Consider the following 20,864-nt stretch of genomic DNA (forward strand, 5'->3'; position numbering starts at 1 on the left):
TAAAAGACCGCTCATGGGAGCGGTCCCAATGCGTTTATCGTACCATGCACGGGCGTTTATTGTCGAATGTCCAGTCAGGGATCAGATACTGCATCGCCATCGCATCGTCGCGCGCGCCCAGACCGTGTTTCTGATACAGCTCATGGGCCTTCATGACCTGATCCATATCCAGCTCAACCCCCAGCCCCGGCGTGGAAGGCACCTGCACCATGCCACCTTTGATCTCAAACGGCTGCTTAGTAAGACGCTGATTACCTTCCTGCCAGATCCAGTGGGTGTCGATAGCAGTGATCGTGCCCGGCGCAGCGGCGGCGACGTGCGTGAACATCGCCAGCGAGATATCGAAGTGGTTGTTGGAGTGCGAACCCCAGGTCAGGCCAAACTCATGGCACATCTGCGCCACGCGCACCGAACCCTGCATCGTCCAGAAGTGCGGGTCGGCCAGCGGAATATCGACTGACTGGAGGGATAAGGTGTGTCCCATCTGACGCCAGTCGGTCGCAATCATATTGGTCGCGGTCGGCAGCCCCGTAGCGCGACGGAATTCCGCCATCACTTCACGGCCAGAGAAGCCTTGCTCAGCCCCGCACGGGTCCTCCGCGTAGGCCAGCACGCCTTTCAGCTGCTTGCCGATCGCAATCGCTTCATCAAGGGACCAGGCCCCGTTCGGATCGAGCGTCACACGCGCCTGCGGGAAACGTTTTGCCAGCGCGGTGACGGCTTCCGCCTCTTCTTCCCCGGCCAGCACGCCGCCCTTCAGTTTGAAATCGTTGAAGCCATATTTTTCGTATGCCGCTTCCGCCAGGCGCACCACCGCATCCGGGGTCATTGCCTCGTCGTGGCGAAGCCGGTACCAGTCGCATTGTTCATCCGGCTGGCTCTGATACGGCAGTGGCGTCAGCTTGCGGTCGCCGACAAAGAACAGATAGCCCAGCATTTCCACTTCGCTGCGCTGCTGCCCCTCGCCCAGCAGCGACGCAACGTTAACGCCCAGATGCTGGCCCAGCAGATCCAGCATCGCGGCTTCAATGCCGGTCACCACGTGGATAGTGGTGCGCAGATCGAAGGTCTGCAGACCCCGGCCCCCGGCATCGCGATCGGCAAAGGTGTTACGCACGGTGTTGAGGACATTTTTGTACTCACCCAGCGTTTTGCCCACCACCAGCGGAATGGCGTCCTCCAGCGTTTTGCGGATCTTCTCCCCGCCCGGAATTTCACCCACGCCGGTATGGCCGGCATTGTCTTTGATGATAACAATGTTGCGCGTGAAGAACGGCGCGTGCGCGCCGCTCAGGTTCATCAGCATGCTGTCATGGCCCGCAACCGGAATGATTTGCATGGCGGTGACGACAGGGGTCGTAAAAGTACTCATCGTGTAATCCTTTTATCAGTGACGTCCGAAAACAGGGCGCTTACGGTCAAATGTCCAGCCGGGAATAAGGTACTGCATCGGGCCCGCATCGTTACGCGCGCCGCCCGGCAATTTTTTATACGCCTCATGGGCTTTATGGATCCGATCCCAGTCCAGCTCCACGCCCAGGCCCGGCGCATCCGGTACGGCAATCTTGCCATTGATGATTTCCAGCGGATTTTTCGTCAGGCGGGCTTCGCCTTCCTGCCAAATCCAGTGCGTGTCGATGGCGGTCGGGTTACCCGGCGCAGCGGCGCCAACGTGGGTAAACATCGCCAGCGAAATATCAAAGTGATTGTTCGAATGACAGCCCCAGGTGAGTCCCCAGTCATCGCACAGCTGCGCCACGCGGACCGCGCCTGAGAGCGTCCAGAAGTGCGGGTCCGCCAGCGGAATGTCGACGGCGTTGAGCATCACCGCATGGCCCATTTTGCGCCAGTTCGTGGCGATCATATTGGTCGCCACCGGCAGCCCGGTGGCCCGACGGAACTCGGCCATCACTTCGCGGCCCGAGAAGCCCTGTTCCGCGCCGCAGGGGTCTTCCGCATAGGTCAGGACATCCCCCAGCCCTTTGCACAGGCTAATGGCTTCATCCAGCAGCCATGCGCCGTTGGGATCGACGGTGATCCGCGCATCCGGGAAGCGCTTTTTCAGCGCCCGGGCCGTTTCAATCTCCCGCTCGCCGGGCAGCACGCCGCCCTTCAGCTTGAAATCCTTAAAGCCGTAGCGATCCTGCGCCGCCTCGGCCAGCCGCACCACCGCGTCGCTGGAGAGCGCTTCCTGGTGGCGCAGGCGATACCAGTCGTGTTCGCCCCTGGAGCGAGCCAGATAGGGGAGATCGGTTTTATTGCGATCGCCAATGTAGAACAGATAGCCCAGCACGGTGACTGCATCGCGCTGTTTGCCGGGCCCCAGCAGTTCGCAGACCGTGACATTGAGCGCCTTACCCAGTAAATCAAGCAGAGCCGCTTCCAGCGCGGCGACCGCATTGACGCGCAGTTCAAATGTCCAGGCACCTTTACCGAACGTCTCAAAGTCTGCCGACTGGTTGCCCTTATGCACCCGCTGAACCAGCCTGTTCAGACGGGCAATCTCCTGCCCCACGACCTGCGGAATGGCATCGACCAGCGTCTGGTAAATCACCTCTCCGCCAGGGGCCTCGCCCACGCCGGTATTCCCTGCGCTGTCTTTTAGCACGACGATATTACGGGTAAACCAGGCGTTATGGGCGCCGCCAATATTGAGCAGCATGCTGTCCTGCCCGGCCACCGGGATGACCTTCATCTCGGTGACGATAGGGCTCGATTGCGTTGTCATCAGCCACGCTCCGCAACAGGTTTAAGTTCGACGCGTTGATATCCCCCACCAGCACCAGGTAACTCAGGACCGCCACCAGCGCATGCACACCCACGTAGATTAGCGCACCGTTGAACGAGCCGGTGGTACCGACGATGTAGCCGATAGCGATGGGCGTCACAATCCCGGAGATGTTGCCGAACATGTTGAACAGACCGCCGCTCAGGCCGCTAATCTCTTTCGGGGCCGTATCCGCCATCACCGCCCAGCCCAGCGCGCCAATGCCTTTGCCGAAGAAGGCCATCGCCATAAAGCCGATAATCATCCACTCGGCATTGACGTAGTTACAGAACACCATGGTCATGGAGAGCAGCATGCCGAGCACGATGGGCGTTTTACGCGCGATGTTCAGGGAACCGGTGCGGCGCATCAGCCAGTCGGAAATGACCCCGCCGAGCACGCCCCCCACGAAGCCACAGATTGCCGGGACCGAGGCAACAAACCCCGCTTTCAGAATCGACATGCCGCGTGCCTGCACCAGGTACACGGGGAACCAGGTGATGAAAAAGTAGGTCAAGGCGTTGATACAGTACTGGCCCAGATAGATTCCGATCATCATGCGCGAGCCGACAAGCTGCCTGATCTGCGCCCATTTCTGGCTGAACGGGACTTTCGCCGTCGAGGATTTCTGATCCATATTGATCAGCGCGCCGCCTTCAGCGATGTACTCCAGCTCTTTTTTGTTTACGCCAGGGTGCAGGTTGGGTTCGTGGATCACTTTCAGCCAGATAAAGCTGATGACGATCCCGAGTCCGCCCATAAAGAAGAACACGTGCGACCAGCCCACCTCATGGGTTAGCCAGCCCATAATGGGCGCAAAGATCACCGTCGCGAAGTACTGTGCGGAGTTGAAAATCGCCACCGCCGTTCCCCTCTCCTGCGCCGGGAACCAGGCCGCCACAATGCGGCTGTTGCCCGGGAAGGAAGGCGCTTCCGCTAAGCCCACCAGGAAGCGCAGCGTGAAGAGCGCCACGATAATGCCGAAGCCGCTGAAGATATCGACGAAGCCCTGCAGCAGAGTAAAGGCAGACCAGATGAAGATGGACCAGAAGTAGACCCGTTTCGAGCCAAAGCGGTCGAGCAGCCAGCCGCCAGGAATTTGCCCGATGACGTAGGCCCACGAGAAGGCGGAGAAAACGTAACCCATGCCCACGGGATCAAGGCCGATATCTTTTGCCATTTCCGAGCCGGCAATCGACAGCGTGGCGCGGTCACCATAGTTAAAGGACGTGACGATAAACAGCATCACCACTATCCAGTAGCGGGCATTGGTGCGCTTTTCAGCGCTGCTCGCTGCGTGGCTTAATGAACTCATTGTTGCACTCCTGAAACATAGCTTTCGCCTGGTTCATTCTGTACAGCACCGGTAGGGTAAGCAGAATGAGATTGGTTTTTGTCGTTTTGGTACGGCCTGAAGCCGTTTTATCGTGACCGGAAAAGTATATGAAGGAGTGCCTCTTCACCTCACCGTGCAAAAACACAGTATTAAAGGGCGTGAGGGAGGTTGTTTAGGGCATAAGCCCAGAGGAGTGGAAGGTGGTTCACGGAAATGGCGTTTGGTGCAGAGTGTAATGCCGGGTGGCGGCTACGCCTGACCCGGCCTGGAAAACCCGTAGGCCCGCGCAAGCGAAGCGCCGCCGGGCAGAGTGTTTATTTGAGAAGTGAGGCCCAGTTCTCCACCCACGGGTTTGATTCGCTTTCTGGCTCCGGGTGCTCACCCGCATCAATCAGCAGCATCTCGCCGACGCGCTGGGCGCTCTGCTCCTGCAACAGCGCATCGAACTGCTTGCCGCCGCCGCAGAAGTTGGCGTAAGCGCTGTCGCCGAGGGCGATGATGCCGTAGTGAACGTCTGGCTGATAGCCAAGCTGGTCTTTAATGCCCTGGAACAGCGGCACGATGCTGTCCGGCAGATCGCCCTGCCCGGTGGTGGAGGTCACCACCAGAATGTATTTATCTTTATACTTTTCCCAGTCCGCCAGCTCCGGGTCTTCATAGACCGTGGCTTTATGACCCTGGCTTGCCAGAATCGCCTCCGCCTCTTCCGCAACCAGCAGCGAGTTGCCGTACATTGTGCCGACAAAAATGCCTACTTCAGCCATGCTATTTTCCCATAGTGAATGCGCTTACTCTTCATCCTGAACGTTGCCCGATACAAACTCAACCCTTTCATTTTCGGGGAGTTGTCCCAGCCAGCCAAACTGTGACAGCGCCTGCATCCAGACGTCGTCCAGCCCCGCGCGGAGAGTCAGCGGCTCGCCGGTAAACGGGTGCGTCAGGCTCAGCTCGCTTGCGTGTAACATCAGACGATGGCAGCCAAAGTGTTCGGCCGCGCTGCGGTTCTGGCGCAAATCACCGTGTTTGCTGTCGCCAATAATCGGGTGGCGCAGATGCGCCAGATGGCGTCGCAGCTGGTGCTTGCGCCCGGTTTTCGGCAGAAGCTCAACCAGGCTGTAGCGTGTGGTCGGAAATTTGCTGGTGGCTACCGGCATTTCCGTGGTTGCCATGCCGCGATAATCGGTCACGGCCGGCTGCGGGCCTTTGTCATCCCGGGCAAATTTATCGCCGATTTTGTCCAGCTCCTCCACCAGCGGATAATCCAGGGTGGCGGACTCGGTCAGCCAGCCACGCACGATCGCGTGGTAGCGCTTCTGGATCTGGTGCTGTTCGAACTGCTGGGCCAGCAGACGGCCAGCTTCGCTGGAAAGCCCCATCAGCAGCACGCCGGAGGTCGGCCTGTCGAGGCGATGGGCGGTAAACACATGCTGACCAATCTGGTCACGAACGGTCTGCATCACCACCACTTTCTCATCGCGATCCAGCCAGCTGCGGTGCACCAGCCAGCCTGACGGTTTATTCACCGCCACCAGCCACTCGTCCTGATAGAGGATTTCCAGCGTCATGCATTTTCACCGGCAAACAGGGCATCCAGCTTTTCCAGTTCGACCAGCATGACGTCGCGCGCAGGGTGCGTCGCGTCGAGCGCCATTTCATAATAGGGAGAGACAGCAAACGCCTGCGGCAAGGGGTGCCCCCCCTCAAGCAGGGCGTGCATGCGCGGAATTAACACCCACTGCAGCCACTCGAAAGGCGCCAGCGTATCCAGGCAGAAAGGCTGGGTGCTGGCGAACGCTTCTGGCTGCGGCGCGGTCTCCTGCCACAGCTGATGTTGGCGCAAAAGGGCTTCGATGGCGTGCAACTGAGCACGAACGCTATCGTGTTGCGTCATAGTAACCTCAACTGAAAATGTGAACGGCGCGCAGCATAGCATTGCGAAAGGCAGAAATAAAAAAAGGGAGCACTGTAAAAACAGTGCTCCCGGTTCGTTCCGCAGCATTCCAGCTACAATTCGTGCTCCCTGCTCATCCGTGACAACTTTTCCTGAAGCCCGAAGGCCTGGTCATCCGTCTACCTTTCGCATCCTGCACACATCTTCCTGACGTGTTTGTTTCATCCTGAAACGTCCTGGCCTTCCTGACCCACCGACCATCCTGACCGGCTCTCGTTCTCCTTCCTGGAGGTGTCCCTTACGCATCCTGCGTTATCCACTTCGCTTCATCCAGAAGCCTTCCTGCTGCGCCATCCTGACGAGTCCTGTGTGAGAAACGCCATCATCCTGATGTTCGTTTCTCGTGTCGGCTTCCTGTCGACGGAGATAGAATCCGCTATTCCGCTTCGTCTTACAACCCACTCAGCCAGCGTTGTAAGACGCGGGGACTCCCTAAAAATAATAGGAGGAACAACTAATTCGTTGAAAAATAGAGTGATATTAATCTGAATTTAATGAGGTAATACTGAATGTTCCAGCGATCTCTCACAAACCTTGTAAGAGATCTCTCACACGCGCTGTAGCAGCATGGATTACAGAAGGGGCTCAAGTCGGGTGAGGAAATCCGCAAGAGAAGGGGCGAGAGTCTCGCGATTGCGGGTACCGATAGTCTCTTTAATCACTTCGCCTGACAGGTTACAGACGGAGATAACGTCCAGCTCGCTGTCCAGCGTGGCAATAAAGAGCGTCGGAGAAAGCTTAAGACGTTTTTGCGTGACCAGATGACCAATCAGGTTTTCCTGAACACGCTGCAGATCGTCTTCGCTCCAGGTCTGCAACAGCGTCAGCGTCATGTCCGCAAAGCGCGCGGGCATATCCCCTGCAAACTGCGTGGCATAAAACGCATGAACCGCTGGTTGTACCACAATGTCCATTGCCCGTTCAACCGCATTTACATTCTGCTCACCGTTATTCGGCTTCGGCTGCCAGATCACGTAATCCTCAAGCGAAGAGATAATGCACGGCGAAGGGACGCCATATAAATCAGCACTTTGCGGCCACGTGCCCTGCTTTTCATGCCATACGTCGCAGTAGCGGGTCGTGAAGGTAGTGAGGGCATTTGCAGTTTCGATGTCCACCGATTTCTCTCTTCTTGTCAGACAGGATAAACTCAGGCCATAAGTGTACCTGTAAAGTGGCTATGAAACATGTCTTACGAAAATCATCAGGCGTTAACCGGCTTAACGCTGGGTAAATCGACCGATTACCGCGATACCTACGATGCAAGCCTGCTGCAGGGCGTGCCGCGTAGCCTGAACCGCGACCCTCTGGGACTGCACGCGGACGCGCTGCCGTTCGTGGGTGGCGATATCTGGACGCTGTACGAACTCTCGTGGCTCAACGCGCGCGGCCTGCCGCAGGTGGCGGTGGGACACGTTGAGCTGGACTATGCCAGCGTGAATCTCGTCGAGTCCAAAAGCTTTAAGCTCTATCTCAACAGTTTTAACCAGACCAAATTCAACAGCTGGGACGACGTTCAGCGCACCCTGGAACGTGATTTAAGCGCCTGCGCGCAGGGAAAGGTGAGCGTATCACTGTATCGCCTGCACGAGCTGGAAGGCCAGCCAGTCGCCCACTTCAACGGGGCCTGCATCGACGATCAGGATATCGAGGTGGAGAATTATGAATTCAGCGCCGATTACCTCGAAAACGCGGCGAGCGGCAAGGTGGTTGAAGAGACGCTGGTGAGCCATCTGCTGAAATCCAACTGCCTGATTACCCACCAGCCGGACTGGGGCTCGGTGCAGATCCAGTATCGCGGGCCAAAAATCGACCGGGAAAAGCTGCTGCGCTACCTGGTGTCGTTCCGCCATCACAATGAATTCCACGAGCAGTGCGTGGAGCGCATCTTTAGCGATATCCAACGCTTCTGCCAGCCAGAAAAATTGAGCGTTTACGCGCGCTACACCCGCCGCGGCGGCCTGGACATCAACCCGTGGCGCACCAATACCGATTTTGTGCCGGCGACGGGCCGGCTGGTGCGTCAGTAATATAAATATTTTCACAATATGCGCGGTATCTTCCGCGCTTTAGGTTGTGAAACGTCACGCGGCAGGGCTATTGTAATCAACAGGGAAAGACGATAATCGTCCCGTAAGGAGCTCACTTGATTACACATATTAGCCCGCTTGGCTCAATGGATATGTTGTCGCAGCTGGAAGTGGACATGCTTAAACGCACGGCCAGCAGCGATCTTTATCAACTGTTTCGTAACTGTTCACTTGCCGTTCTGAACTCCGGAAGCCTGACAGATAACAGTAAAGAACTGCTGTCCCGCTTCGAAAGCTTTGATATCAACGTGCTGCGCCGCGAGCGCGGCGTGAAGCTTGAAGTCATCAACCCGCCGGAAGAGGCGTTTGTCGACGGACGCATCATCCGTTCACTTCAGGCTAACCTGTTTGCCGTGCTGCGTGACATCCTGTTTGTTAACGGGCAGATCCACAACGCAGGCCGTTTCCAGCATCTCGACCTGGAAAGCTCGGTCCATATCACCAACCTGGTGTTCTCTATTTTGCGCAACGCCCGTGCCCTGCACGTGGGTGAAGCGCCGAACATGGTCGTCTGCTGGGGCGGTCACTCCATTAACGAAACCGAATACCTTTATGCGCGTCGGGTGGGCACCCAGCTTGGCCTGCGCGAGCTGAATATCTGTACCGGATGTGGTCCGGGTGCGATGGAAGCGCCAATGAAAGGTGCCGCAGTGGGTCACGCGCAGCAGCGCTACAAAGAGGGACGGTTTATCGGCATGACCGAGCCGTCCATCATCGCCGCTGAGCCACCTAACCCGCTGGTTAACGAGCTGATTATCATGCCGGATATCGAAAAACGTCTTGAAGCGTTTGTTCGTATCGCCCACGGCATCATCATCTTCCCGGGCGGCGTGGGGACAGCGGAAGAGCTGCTCTATCTGCTGGGTATTCTGATGAACCCGGCCAACAAAGATCAGGTCCTGCCGCTGATCCTGACCGGGCCAAAAGAGAGCGCCGACTACTTCCGCGTGCTGGACGAGTTTATCGTACACACGCTGGGTGAAGCCGCGCGTCGTCACTATCGCATCATCATCGACGATGCTGCGGAAGTGGCGCGCCAGATGAAAAAAGCGATGCCGCTGGTGAAGGAGAACCGTCGCGATACCGGGGATGCCTACAGCTTTAACTGGTCAATCCGCATTGCACCGGATCTGCAGATTCCGTTCGAGCCTTCACACGAGAACATGGCGAACCTGAAACTTTACCCGGATCAGCCGGTGGAAGTCCTGGCCGCCGATCTGCGTCGCGCCTTCTCCGGGATTGTGGCGGGCAACGTCAAAGAGGTCGGTATACGCGCCATTGAGCAGTACGGTCCGTACAAGATCCACGGCGATCCGGAGATGATGCGCCGTATGGATGACATGCTGCAGGGCTTTGTCGCCCAGCACCGCATGAAGCTGCCGGGCTCTGCCTATATTCCTTGCTACGAAATCTGCACCTAACGCTTAGCGATATCTCATCAAAGCCGGGTCGCCCTGTTGCGCGTCCCGGCTTTTTTTATTCCTGATGTAATTCATAGGCATCACTTATATCTTTTACAAAATCGCCACAAACGCAAACGATTACCTGTATTCTTCAACCGTAAATTATCAGCCTTAATCCAAATTACCTGCCAGAAAATACTAAAAACCCATTTCTTTACAGCGAAAGACACCTATATCAAGGGCCAGTCTTTCAGCGCACATGTCGTTGGTGGTAGCCTTCGCGCGCGTAAATTCTCTTTGATGTTTTTTTAACAGATAAATGGTCTAAAGATGCCCACATCATAAGTGGATTATTGCATTTGGGATCGCGATCACTGATAGATTCATAACGAGAATGTATCTTTCCGCCCGCCAATAGTTACGGGCGAAAATTATTAAAAAACCGTCACTGAACGAATTTCATATTACCGTCAGGCACTTTTTCATCGGATTTGACTAAAAACCTGACAATTTGCTTCCTCCAGGAGATACAGATGGAAACCACTCAAACCAGCACCGTTGCTTCGATTGAATCCCGAAGTGGTTGGCGCAAAACGGATACCATGTGGATGCTTGGCCTTTACGGCACGGCAATCGGCGCTGGTGTACTGTTCCTTCCTATCAACGCAGGCGTCGGCGGTCTGATTCCGCTGATCATTATGGCTATCATTGCTTTCCCGATGACCTTCTTTGCACACCGCGGTCTGACCCGCTTCGTGCTGTCCGGTAAAAACCCGGGCGAAGACATCACTGAAGTGGTTGAAGAGCATTTCGGCGTGGGCGCAGGTAAACTGATTACCCTGCTCTACTTCTTCGCGATTTACCCTATCCTGCTGGTCTACAGCGTGGCGATCACCAACACCGTTGAAAGCTTCATGCTGCACCAGCTGCACATGACGCCGCCACCGCGTGCCATCCTGTCTCTGATCCTGATTGTCGGCATGATGACCATCGTGCGCTTCGGTGAGCAGATGATTGTGAAAGCGATGAGCGTGCTGGTGTTCCCGTTTGTGGCCGCACTGATGCTGCTGGCCTGCTACCTGATCCCACAGTGGAACGGCGCAGCGCTGGAAACCCTATCCCTGAGCAGCGCGTCTGCAACCGGTAACGGCCTGCTGATGACCCTGTGGCTGGCGATCCCGGTAATGGTCTTCTCCTTCAACCACTCCCCAATCATCTCCTCTTTCGCCGTGGCGAAACGTGAAGAGTACGGTAATGGCGCAGAGAAGAAGTGCTCCAGCATCCTGGCACGCGCTCACATCATGATGGTGCTGACCGTTATGTTCTTCGTCTTCAGCTGCGTACTGAGTCTCTCCCCGGCGGACCTGGCGGCAGCGAAAGAGCAGAACATCTCAATTCTGTCTTACCTGGCGAACCACTTTAACGCACCGCTGATTGCGTGGATGGCACCGATCATCGCGATGATCGCCATCACCAAATCCTTCCTGGGCCACTACCTCGGCGCACGTGAAGGCTTCAACGGTATGGTGATTAAATCTCTGCGCGGTAAAGGCAAGAGCATTGAAATCAACAAGCTGAACAAAATCACTGCACTGTTCATGCTGCTCACCACCTGGGCGGTAGCGACGCTGAACCCAAGCATCCTGGGCATGATTGAAACCCTGGGCGGCCCGGTCATCGCGATGATTCTGTTCCTGATGCCGATGTACGCGATTCAGAAAGTCCCGGCTATGCGTAAGTACAGCGGTCATGTCAGCAACGTCTTTGTGGTTATCATGGGGCTTATCGCTATCTCTGCGATCTTCTACTCCCTGTACACCATGTTCTGATTCTCACCCGCGCCGTCCCCGGACGGCGCACTCCCTCCTCTCTGACTGAAAGCAATGGACGCATCATGATTAGCGTATTCGATATCTTCAAAATCGGTATTGGTCCTTCCAGCTCTCACACCGTCGGACCGATGAAAGCCGGTAAGCAGTTCACGGATGACTTGATTGCACGCGGCATCCTGCACGACATCACCCGCGTGGTTGTCGATGTATATGGCTCACTTTCCCTGACCGGGAAAGGCCACCACACCGATATCGCCATTATCATGGGCCTGGCGGGAAACCTGCCGGATACCGTTGATATTGATGCGATCCCTGGCTTTATCCAGGACGTGAACACCCACGGGCGCCTGCTGCTGGCGAACGGCGAGCATGAGGTTGAATTCCCGGTTGACCACTGCATGAATTTCCATGCGGACAACCTGTCGCTACACGAAAACGGCATGCGCATTACCGCGCTGGCCGGCGACAAAGCGGTATACAGCCAGACTTACTACTCTATCGGCGGCGGTTTTATCGTCGACGAAGACCACTTTGGTCAAACCAGTACCTCTTCTGTCGAGGTGCCGTATCCGTACAAAACGGCGGCAGACCTCCAGCGCCACTGCCAGGAGACGGGCCTTTCCCTCTCCGGTCTGATGATGAAAAACGAGCTGGCGCTGCACAGCAAAGAGGAGCTGGAACAGCACTTCGCTAACGTCTGGGACGTGATGCGCGGCGGTATTGAGCGCGGGATCACCACCGAAGGCGTTCTGCCGGGCAAGCTTCGCGTACCGCGTCGTGCGGCAGCGCTGCGCCGTATGCTGGTGAGCACTGACAAAACGACTACGGACCCAATGGCCGTGGTGGACTGGATCAACATGTTCGCCCTGGCGGTAAACGAAGAAAACGCCGCAGGGGGCCGTGTGGTCACCGCGCCAACCAACGGTGCCTGCGGCATCGTTCCGGCCGTACTGGCGTACTACGACAAGTTTATCCGTGAAGTGAACGCGAACTCGCTGGCGCGCTACCTGCTGGTGGCCAGTGCGATTGGTTCGCTGTATAAGATGAACGCCTCCATTTCCGGTGCGGAAGTGGGCTGTCAGGGTGAAGTCGGCGTGGCGTGCTCCATGGCGGCGGCAGGTCTGGCGGAGCTGTTGGGCGCAAGCCCGGCGCAGGTGTGCATCGCTGCGGAAATCGGCATGGAACACAACCTGGGGCTGACCTGCGATCCGGTTGCCGGACAGGTACAGGTTCCGTGCATCGAGCGTAACGCGATTGCCTCCGTGAAGGCGGTAAACGCGGCACGTATGGCGCTGCGCCGCACCAGCGAACCGCGCGTCTGTCTCGATAAGGTTATCGAGACCATGTACGAAACCGGTAAAGATATGAACGCCAAATACCGCGAAACCTCTCGCGGTGGCCTGGCGATGAAGATCGTAACCTGCGATTAAGCCTCTCAGGAAGCCTCGTTTTGCGAGGCTTCTTCCTGTTTTCCCCACCATTCATAGTTTCACGCTGCTGACAGTGTTACCCTTCACGCATTAGATAGAAGGGAGATTATCTGTGGCCGTTCATTTACTTATCGTCGATGCACTTAACCTGATTCGCCGTATCCATGCGGTACAGGGGACGCCTTGTAAAGACACCTGCCTGCACGCGCTGGAACAGCTTATCCGCCACAGTGAACCCACCCATGCGGTCGCGGTTTTTGATGACGAAGCCCGCAACACGGGCTGGCGGCACCAGCGTCTGCCCGACTACAAAGCCGGACGCGCACCGATGCCGGACGATCTTCACGCCGAATTACCCATGCTGCGTGCCGCATTTGAACAGCGGGGCGTCCCCTGCTGGGGCGCACAGGGAAATGAAGCCGACGATCTCGCGGCCACCCTGGCCGTAAAGGTGGCGAGTGCCGGGCATCAGGCCACGATCGTTTCAACGGACAAAGGCTACTGCCAGCTGCTCTCCCCCACTATCCGTATTCGCGACTATTTTCAAAAACGCTGGCTGGACGCGCCGTTCATTGCCAGCGAGTTTGGCGTATCGCCTGAGCAGTTGCCGGATTACTGGGGTCTGGCAGGCATCAGCAGCTCTAAAGTTCCGGGCGTGGCCGGTATTGGGCCGAAGAGCGCCGCGCAGTTGCTGACCGATTTTCAGAGTCTGGAGGGCATTTACGCCCGTCTGGACGAGGTGCCCGAAAAATGGCGCAAGAAGCTGGAGGCGCATAAAGAGATGGCGTTTATCTGCCGGGAAATCGCAACGCTACAGACGGATTTACAGCTGGACGGGAATTTACAGCAGTTGCGCTTAGAACGATAAAACGACTACAGGGTTTTGTAGGCCCGGTAAGCGCAGCGCCACCGGGCAAAACAAAGTACGTGCTATCGCTCGTCGCGACGCCCGCCTACGGCCGCCCACCAGCGACGAATATGCACCGTCACCTCTTCGCGGTCGTGATACAGCTGACGCGCCTGGATCTCCACGTTAATCCCGTGTTCGTCCAGTTGCTCCTGAATGTAGGCCAGGTTCTGCGACACCTCCTCATAGCGCTTTTTCATCGGCAGCTTGAGGTTGAAAATGGTCTCGCGACACCAGCCGTTCACCAGCCAGGAGGCCATCAGCGCGGCCACTTTCGCCGGTTTCTCAACCATGTCGCACACCATCCATGAGATGTTGTTGCGGTTCGGGCGATAGCGGAAACCGTCTTCACGCAGCCAGGTGACCTGTCCGGTGTCCATCAGGTTTTGCGCCATTGGGCCGTTATCAACGGACGATACCCACATGTTGCGTTTCACCAGCTGATAGGTCCAGCCGCCCGGGCACGCGCCGAGATCGACAGCGTACATGCCGTTTGCCAGACGCTCATCCCACTCATCCGCCGGGATAAAGACGTGGAACGCCTCTTCCAGCTTCAGCGTAGAACGGCTTGGCGCATCGGCCGGGAAGCGCAAACGCGGAATGCCCATAAAGAAAGGAGAGTTGTTGGTGGTGTACGAATAGCCCGTATAGCAGCAGCCCGGTGCAATAAAGAAGATATGCACCACCGGACGCTTCGGCGTTTCGTAGTTCGTCAGCACGCCCGCCTCACGCAGCGCCGCGCGCAGCGGAACGGTGAACTTACGGCAGAACTTCATCAGCTCTTTACTTTCGTTGGTATCCGCCACTTCAACGCGCAGATCGCCGCCCTTCTCCACCACGCCCTGCAGCATGCCCACGATTGGCGTGATGCGGTCTTCAGGGGGAAGGTCTTTGAGCAGCTCACCCGCGACAAACATCTGGCGCGCAAAAATCAGCGAGCTGAACGGCAGCTCGCGCGCCAGCTTATCCGCATCTTCAGGCTGATAGCATTCGAATACCACATAGCCCGCGTTTTCTTTTACGCGGGCAAAGCCGAAGATTTCGCGCTTCGCCGCTTTATCGGTAATTTCCGCGGCGCACTCTTTCTCAAACCCCGGGCGACAATATAAAACAACCTTATTCATGAACAACGCCCTTGCGTTTCAGACGGATAGCTCCGATAAACATTAATACCCAACCCGCCAGGAAGCTGACGCCACCGACAGGTGTAACAAACGCCCACAGGCGTAAATGCGAAAGTGCCAGACAGTAAAGGCTGCCGCTGAAAAGCACCGTACCCAGCGCCAGAAAGACGCTGCTCCAGTAAAACCAGATGCTGATACGGCGCTGCATCGCCACCGCCAGCCCAAAGATTGCCAGCGTATGGAACGCCTGATATTCAAGGCCGGTCTGGATCCAGCCCATCTCTACAGCGCCCAACGACTTGCTTAAGACATGTGCGCCAAAGGCGCCCAGTGCAACAAAAATAAAGCCACTCACCGCGGCAAAAATCAGCATGAATCGGCTGGTCATGTTTAAGTCCTGAATTGATGCGTGCCCGGCACACAAACGTTATTGTTCATACCTGAAGCGGAATTTTTCTTGCTCGCTTGCCGCTTTCGCCAGTATCCACTGCCGGAAGGCGGCTATTTTACCCAGTTCTGCCTGACTGTCATGACAAACCAGATAAAACGCATTCTTGCTGACCAGTACATCATTAAAAGGGCAGACCAGGCGACCTGCCTCTATTTCGGACTGCGCCATGACGTTGTTCGCCAACGCCACGCCCTGCCCGTGAATGGCAGCCTGTAACACCATCGCACTGTGGCTAAAGATGGGTCCCTGCTGCACGTTTATATGTGTAAGACCTAATTGACGGGTATAAGTTTGCCAGTCGCGTCGAGAGGCATCATGCAAAAGCGTATGCTGCGCCAGGTCAGCGGGAGACTTCAGCGCTTTGTCGCCCGTTAACAGCAGAGGGGAACAGACCGGCAGGAGATATTCTGCGTATAATTTCTCAACACGCAAGCCCGGCCAGTTACCGCGCCCATAAAAAATCGCGACGTCCACGTCATCGGCCAGCTTGTCTTCCTGACGATCCACGGCCTGGATTCGAACGTCTATCCCCGGATAAGCTGAGTTAAAGCTTGAGAGTCTTGGCACCAGCCACTGAATGGCAAAACTGGGCAATAAACTGACAGTCAGAGCACCTTTTGCACTGCGTGCCTGTAGCTTACGCGTGGCTTCAGTAAGCTGCGAAAAAATCTCTTTAATATCCTGAAAATAGCTCTGCCCCTCTTCGGTCAACAGCAACGAGCGGTTGCGTCGACGAAACAGCTTAAGGCCCAGAAAATCCTCCAGAGACTTGATTTGGTGACTTACTGCGGCCTGTGTCACAAAAAGCTCATCGGCTGCGCGGGTGAAGCTCAGGTGACGTGCTGCTGCATCAAAAACACGTAATGCGTTGAGGGGGGGCAATCGCTTTGACATGGTTATATGGCTTAGATGTTAAAGGAATTTAACAAATAGGAAACAACGTTTAACCTATTAGTTTTTTTTATCTGAGCCATTATAATTTGTCCGTTGAGGAACTACCAGCAAATACCTATAGTGGCGGCACTTCCTGAGCCGGAACGAAGAGCTTTTTTCGGAATGCGTGTTCTGAAGGGCTTTTGGCTTACGGTTGTGATGTTGTGTTGTTGTGTTTGCAATTGGTCTGCGATTCAGACCACGGTAGCAACGCTACCAATTTTTCACTTCCTGTACATTTACCCTGTCTGTCCATAGTGATTAATGTAGCACCGCCAACTTGCGGTGCTTTTTTTTCGCCTGCGATCGGTTAATGCTCGATCTCTTTCATTTCTTTCACGTCCGTGCGGTTGATCTGCTGCTTGTTCCCGTTAGCATCTTTGTACGAAATCATCCCGGTATCGTTATCGGTTGTCGGTTTCCCTTCCGAAACGATGGAACGACCATCGTTGGTGTGCATCACGTAGTTGTTACCGGAACAGGCGCTCAGGGCAAAAGTAAACGCACAGGCAGAGATGATTGCAGCTGTCTTATTCATGATTATTCTCCTTTAGCAATTAATGCTATTCAAACCTCGATTTATAACAGGCTAAAACATCCGCCTAACACTATTTAGCATAACCTGCTTTTTTGGGGTCATGAGGATAAGCAGACAATTCTGATAGATATCAACCTCCTTGCCCTGCCGCGGAAATTGCGCGACGATCGTGATATTGAAATGAGGAATCCCATGAACGCTTTCAGTCCTGCGCAGTTCCGCGCACAGTTTCCGGCGCTGGCCGATGCCGGTATTTATCTGGACAGTGCCGCCACCGCCCTTAAGCCACAGGCGGTCATTGACGCCACGCAGCAGTTTTACAGCCTGAGCGCCGGGAACGTGCATCGCAGCCAGTTTGCCGAGGCGCAGCGATTAACCGCGCGCTACGAAGCCGCACGCGATCGCGTGGCGCACCTGATCAATGCCGAAAGCGGGAAAAATATCGTCTGGACGCGCGGCACCACCGAGGCCATCAATATGGTGGCCCAGTGCTACGCGCGCCCGCTGCTTCAGCCGGGCGATGAGATCGTCGTCAGCGAGGCGGAACATCACGCCAACCTGGTGCCGTGGCTGATGGTGGCCGAACAAACGGGTGCACGCGTGGTGAAGCTTCCGCTGGGCGCAGACCTTCTGCCCGATGTGGCCCGTCTCCCCGAGTTGATTACCCCCCGCAGCCGCATTCTGGCGCTTGGACAGATGTCTAACGTCACCGGTGGTTGCCCGGACCTGGCTCAGGCGATTCGCATCGCGCATGCCAACGGGATGGTGGTGATGGTCGACGGTGCGCAGGGCGTGGTGCATTTCCCCGCCGACGTGCAGGCGCTGGATATCGACTTCTATGCCTTCTCAGGACATAAGCTCTACGGGCCAACCGGTATTGGGGTGTTGTACGGCAAGCCGGAATTGCTGGCAAAAATGACCCCGTGGCTCGGGGGCGGCAAGATGATCGCTGAAGTGACTTTTGACGGTTTCAAAACGCAGGATGTGCCTTACCGCCTTGAAGCCGGTACGCCGAACGTGGCCGGCGTGATTGGCCTAAGCGCGGCGCTGGAATGGCTGGCAGAAACAGACAGTGTTCAGGCTGAAAGCTGGAGCCGGGGGCTGGCGACGCTGGCAGAGGAAGAACTGAAAAAGCGCCCGGGTTTCCGCTCGTTCCGCGTTCAGGATTCAAGCCTGCTCGCCTTTGATTTTGTGGGCGTGCATCACAGCGACATGGTAACGCTGCTGGCCGGGTATGGCATCGCCCTGCGCGCCGGGCAGCACTGCGCGCAGCCGCTGCTGGCGGCGCTCGGCGTGAGCGGCACGCTGCGCGCCTCGTTCGCGCCCTATAACACACAAAGCGATGTTGACGCGCTGGTTTCCGCCGTTGACCGCGCGCTTGAAATACTGGTGGATTAATGACTCACGCTGCTTTAGCCGGACATCCGTTTGGCACCGTCATCACTGAAGAGACGTTAAAACAGACCTTTGCCCCGCTTTCACAGTGGGAAGATAAATATCGCCAGCTGATTCTTCTCGGTAAGCAGTTACCGACCCTCTCTGACGATCTCAAGGCGCAGGCGAAAGAGATTGCAGGCTGTGAAAATCGCGTCTGGCTGGGCGTGAGCGTTTCCGGTGAGAAGCTGCACTTCTTCGGCGACAGCGAAGGCCGCATCGTCCGGGGCCTGTTGGCCGTATTGTTGACGGCAGTGGAAGGGAAAAGCGCGGCGGAACTGCTGGCGCATTCGCCGCTGGCGTTATTTGATGAGCTGGGGCTGCGCGCGCAGCTCAGCGCCTCGCGCGGTCAGGGGTTGATCGCGCTCAGCGACGCGGTACTGGACGCTGCTCGTCAGGCTCAGGCCTGACGTTCCGCCTTCGCCATCATCTTCTTCAGGGCGTGAGACACCGCCACAAAGCCGAAGGAAGCGGTCACCATGGTGGCCGCGCCAAAGCCTGAGGCGCAATCCATTCTTTTTGGCCCTTCCGCCGTGCTTTTCATCGCACACACGGAGCCATCCGCCTGCGGGTAGACCAGCGCTTCGGTCGAGAACACGCAGTCTACGCCCAGCTTGCCCTTGCTGTTCTTCACCACGTTGAAGTCGCTTTTCAGGCGTTCACGCAGCTTGGCGGCAAGAGGATCCTGAATGGTTTTCGCCAGATCGGCCACCTGGATCTGCGTCGGATCGATTTGCCCGCCCGCGCCGCCGGTCGTCACCAGGGGAACCTTGTAACGACGACAGTAGGCGATCAGCGCCGCTTTTGGACGTACGCTGTCGATGGCGTCAATCACATAGCTGTAGCCTTTGCTCATGTATTCGGCGACGTTATCAGCCGTCACAAAATCATCAATCACCGTGACCCGACATTCCGGGTTAATCAGGCGGATACGTTCCGCCATGACCTCCGATTTTGCCAGGCCGACGCTATCACGCAGAGCGTGGATTTGACGGTTGGTGTTGGTGACGCACACGTCATCCATATCAATCAGCGTGATTGCGCCAATACCGGTTCTCGCCAGCGCTTCTGCGGCCCACGACCCCACACCACCAATGCCCACGACGCAGACGTGCGCATCCGCAAACAGCTGCAGGGCTTTTTCACCATAGAGACGTGCCGTGCCGCCAAAACGCTGGCGCCAGGCATCGCTGATTACCACAGACATAACACCTCAGATGTAAAAAGGGTGAGGTTCTCCTCACCCTGAACAGTAATCCGTATTGCGCTCAGAATACCACAATCAGCCGCTGAATACGTTTCCGGCACCCGGTGCGGCCTTCAGCACCCACACGCGTCCGTAGTGGTTATACCAGCCTGCGCGGTGGCCTGCATCCGGGCCAATGCCCTGATAGATATCGAAGTGCTGCCCTTTGATCGCGCCGCCAACGTCCAGCGCCACCATCAGACGCAGCTCATACTGGCCGTTGAACTTGCCGTTGTTGTCCAGTAACGGGACCTCAGCCAGCAGCGTGGTGCCCGCAGGAATAATCGAACGATCCGATGCCACCGACGCACGGCCAATCAGCGGTACCGCGCTCGCCCCTTTCACCGGCGCGAAGTTTTGCGGTTTAAAGAAGACGAACGACGGGTTCTGCTCCAGCAGCTCACGCACCTCGGCTTCGCTGTGCTTTTCGCCCCACTCGCGGATCGCCTGCATCGACATGTCTTCTTTCTTCACTTCGCCGCGGTCGATCAGCACCTTGCCAATACTGCGATAGGCGTGGCCGTTTTTACCGGAATAGCTGAAGAAGTTAAGCGGCGAGCCGTCGCCAAAATCAATATAGCCGCTGCCCTGAACGTCCATGATGAAGTTGTCCATCAGGGAGTTGCTGTAAGCAAGAACGTAGTTTTCGCTCAGCGCACCGGCGTAGATCTCAGCGCGCGACGGCAGACGGCCACGTTTTGGCGGCATACGGTAGATAGGGTACTGGAACTCGCCCTGACGCGTGTGTCGTGCCTGAATAACCGGGGTGTAATAGCCGGTGAACTGGACGTTGCCGTAGTTATCGGCCCCTTCCATCTGCCAGGCGTCGATACCAAACTGGCGCATGTTGCGCGTATCGCCGCCCGCGCGCAGCCAGTCCTGCACCGCGCTATAAACATTGTTCTGTGCGCTGTACAGACGCGGTGACGCGTTGCGGATCTGGTAGACCTGCTCGGAGAAATCTCCGGCATTGATCGGTGCGCCGACCGCATCAGGCTGATTAACTAAAGAGAAAGGCTGGGATAACTTCCCGTCTTTATACTGTTGACCGCGATCGGTCGGTTTGGAAGAACAGGCCGCAAGAATCGCTACCATTGCGCCCGCCATCAGATACTTCGCCCAACGTCCTTTCATTCTGTCTCGTCTTTAAGTTGCCCATTTCCGCGTGATGAAGATAACAAACCGCCAGGGCTAATGAAATGCGATCGCATGCCCTTTGGCAAATTTTGCGCAAAAAATAGTCCAAACAGCGCCATGTCGTTCAATTTGCATACAAAATCATGATAAATGTGAAAAAGGGGTTGCATCACAAGTCTATCCGAGTATAGTGCGCATCCACGGACGCGGGGTGGAGCAGCCTGGTAGCTCGTCGGGCTCATAACCCGAAGGTCGTCGGTTCAAATCCGGCCCCCGCAACCAAAT

19 protein-coding genes, 1 tRNA gene and 1 pseudogene are annotated in these 20,864 nt (G+C 56.5%); 8 read left to right on the plus strand and 13 right to left on the minus strand.

The window, feature by feature from the left end; genetic code table 11:
• Positions 1-34: 34 nt before the first annotated feature.
• The 7 genes and pseudogenes from gudD to syd form a co-directional block, all read right to left on the minus strand.
• Positions 35-1,372: a glucarate dehydratase gene (gene gudD, locus FHC48_RS06330; protein ID WP_059362089.1), complete on the minus strand. Its 1,338-nt coding sequence runs from the start codon at positions 1,370-1,372 to the stop codon at positions 35-37.
• A 15-nt stretch (positions 1,373-1,387) separates the two neighbouring features.
• Positions 1,388-2,728 carry a glucarate dehydratase family protein gene (locus tag FHC48_RS06335; protein WP_220420515.1) on the minus strand — a complete coding sequence of 447 codons (1,341 nt, stop codon included), beginning with the start codon at positions 2,726-2,728 and terminating at the stop codon, positions 1,388-1,390.
• A pseudogene (locus tag FHC48_RS06340) lies at positions 2,728-4,082 on the minus strand (MFS transporter). Before FHC48_RS06340 ends, FHC48_RS06335 begins: the two are co-directional and overlap by 1 nt.
• A gap of 335 nt (positions 4,083-4,417) precedes the next feature.
• The gene (locus FHC48_RS06345) at positions 4,418-4,867 is read right to left on the minus strand and encodes a flavodoxin (RefSeq protein ID WP_023325989.1); all 450 of its coding nucleotides are present in this window, start codon (positions 4,865-4,867) and stop codon (positions 4,418-4,420) included.
• A 24-nt stretch (positions 4,868-4,891) separates the two neighbouring features.
• Complete coding sequence (truC, locus tag FHC48_RS06350) at positions 4,892-5,668, minus strand: tRNA pseudouridine(65) synthase TruC (protein WP_023344820.1); 777 nt, start codon at positions 5,666-5,668, stop codon at positions 4,892-4,894.
• Positions 5,665-5,994 (minus strand): YqcC family protein, encoded by a 330-nt coding sequence (locus FHC48_RS06355; protein ID WP_084832976.1) that lies wholly within the window; start codon positions 5,992-5,994, stop codon positions 5,665-5,667. Before FHC48_RS06355 ends, truC begins: the two co-directional genes overlap by 4 nt.
• 632 nt (positions 5,995-6,626) lie before the next feature.
• Entirely contained in the window at positions 6,627-7,172 is a 546-nt protein-coding gene (gene syd, locus FHC48_RS06360) for a SecY-interacting protein (protein ID WP_069598737.1), read from the minus strand.
• A gap of 69 nt (positions 7,173-7,241) precedes the next feature.
• On the opposite strand from syd, the gene queF reads away from it, so the two are divergent.
• The 5 genes from queF (at position 7,242) to xni (ending at position 13,677) form a co-directional block, all read left to right on the plus strand.
• Positions 7,242-8,084 carry an NADPH-dependent 7-cyano-7-deazaguanine reductase QueF gene (gene queF, locus FHC48_RS06365; protein ID WP_059362095.1) on the plus strand — a complete coding sequence of 281 codons (843 nt, stop codon included), beginning with the start codon at positions 7,242-7,244 and terminating at the stop codon, positions 8,082-8,084.
• A gap of 116 nt (positions 8,085-8,200) precedes the next feature.
• Entirely contained in the window at positions 8,201-9,565 is a 1,365-nt protein-coding gene (ppnN, locus tag FHC48_RS06370; protein WP_008499641.1) for a nucleotide 5'-monophosphate nucleosidase PpnN, read from the plus strand.
• A gap of 515 nt (positions 9,566-10,080) precedes the next feature.
• Entirely contained in the window at positions 10,081-11,376 is a 1,296-nt protein-coding gene (locus tag FHC48_RS06375; protein ID WP_008499642.1) for an HAAAP family serine/threonine permease, read from the plus strand.
• 65 nt (positions 11,377-11,441) lie between these two features.
• Entirely contained in the window at positions 11,442-12,809 is a 1,368-nt protein-coding gene (gene sdaB / locus FHC48_RS06380) for an L-serine ammonia-lyase II (RefSeq protein ID WP_008499643.1), read from the plus strand.
• Between the two features lie 112 nt (positions 12,810-12,921).
• Positions 12,922-13,677, plus strand: coding sequence for a flap endonuclease Xni (gene xni / locus FHC48_RS06385; RefSeq protein ID WP_021241892.1), 756 nt, complete (start codon positions 12,922-12,924; stop codon positions 13,675-13,677).
• A 62-nt stretch (positions 13,678-13,739) separates the two neighbouring features.
• Here the strand turns inward: xni and rlmM are convergent, their stop codons facing one another.
• From rlmM to FHC48_RS06405, 4 genes are all read right to left on the minus strand, one after another.
• Positions 13,740-14,840, minus strand: a complete 1,101-nt coding sequence (gene rlmM, locus FHC48_RS06390) for a 23S rRNA (cytidine(2498)-2'-O)-methyltransferase RlmM (protein WP_059362096.1) — start codon at positions 14,838-14,840, stop codon at positions 13,740-13,742.
• Entirely contained in the window at positions 14,833-15,228 is a 396-nt protein-coding gene (locus FHC48_RS06395; RefSeq protein WP_008499646.1) for a DUF423 domain-containing protein, read from the minus strand. The genes rlmM and FHC48_RS06395 overlap by 8 nt, the downstream gene beginning before the upstream one ends.
• Positions 15,229-15,267: 39 nt before the next feature.
• Positions 15,268-16,185 (minus strand): glycine cleavage system transcriptional regulator GcvA, encoded by a 918-nt coding sequence (gene gcvA, locus FHC48_RS06400; protein ID WP_008499647.1) that lies wholly within the window; start codon positions 16,183-16,185, stop codon positions 15,268-15,270.
• A 349-nt stretch (positions 16,186-16,534) separates the two neighbouring features.
• Entirely contained in the window at positions 16,535-16,762 is a 228-nt protein-coding gene (locus FHC48_RS06405) for a YgdI/YgdR family lipoprotein (RefSeq protein WP_008499648.1), read from the minus strand.
• A 192-nt stretch (positions 16,763-16,954) separates the two neighbouring features.
• Here FHC48_RS06405 and csdA point away from each other — a divergent pair, with 192 nt between their 5' ends.
• Together csdA and csdE are read left to right on the plus strand one after the other, a co-directional pair.
• Positions 16,955-18,160 carry a cysteine desulfurase CsdA gene (csdA, locus tag FHC48_RS06410; RefSeq protein WP_059362098.1) on the plus strand — a complete coding sequence of 402 codons (1,206 nt, stop codon included), beginning with the start codon at positions 16,955-16,957 and terminating at the stop codon, positions 18,158-18,160.
• Positions 18,160-18,606 (plus strand): cysteine desulfurase sulfur acceptor subunit CsdE, encoded by a 447-nt coding sequence (csdE, locus tag FHC48_RS06415; protein ID WP_045908462.1) that lies wholly within the window; start codon positions 18,160-18,162, stop codon positions 18,604-18,606. Before csdA ends, csdE begins: the two co-directional genes overlap by 1 nt.
• On the opposite strand, the gene tcdA is transcribed toward csdE, so the two are convergent.
• Both tcdA and mltA read right to left on the minus strand, forming a co-directional pair.
• Entirely contained in the window at positions 18,597-19,403 is an 807-nt protein-coding gene (gene tcdA, locus FHC48_RS06420; RefSeq protein WP_008499651.1) for a tRNA cyclic N6-threonylcarbamoyladenosine(37) synthase TcdA, read from the minus strand. The genes csdE and tcdA overlap by 10 nt on opposite strands.
• A 75-nt stretch (positions 19,404-19,478) precedes the next feature.
• Entirely contained in the window at positions 19,479-20,576 is a 1,098-nt protein-coding gene (mltA, locus tag FHC48_RS06425; RefSeq protein ID WP_021241890.1) for a murein transglycosylase A, read from the minus strand.
• Between the two features lie 208 nt (positions 20,577-20,784).
• Between mltA and FHC48_RS06430 the strand changes: the two genes are divergently transcribed.
• Positions 20,785-20,861 (plus strand) — tRNA-Met (locus FHC48_RS06430).
• The last annotated feature ends 3 nt before the right edge of the window (positions 20,862-20,864 follow it).

It is taken from the genome of Enterobacter sp. EC_50 (assembly GCF_019584525.1).
Taxonomy (GTDB): Bacteria; Pseudomonadota; Gammaproteobacteria; order Enterobacterales; family Enterobacteriaceae; genus Enterobacter; species Enterobacter roggenkampii.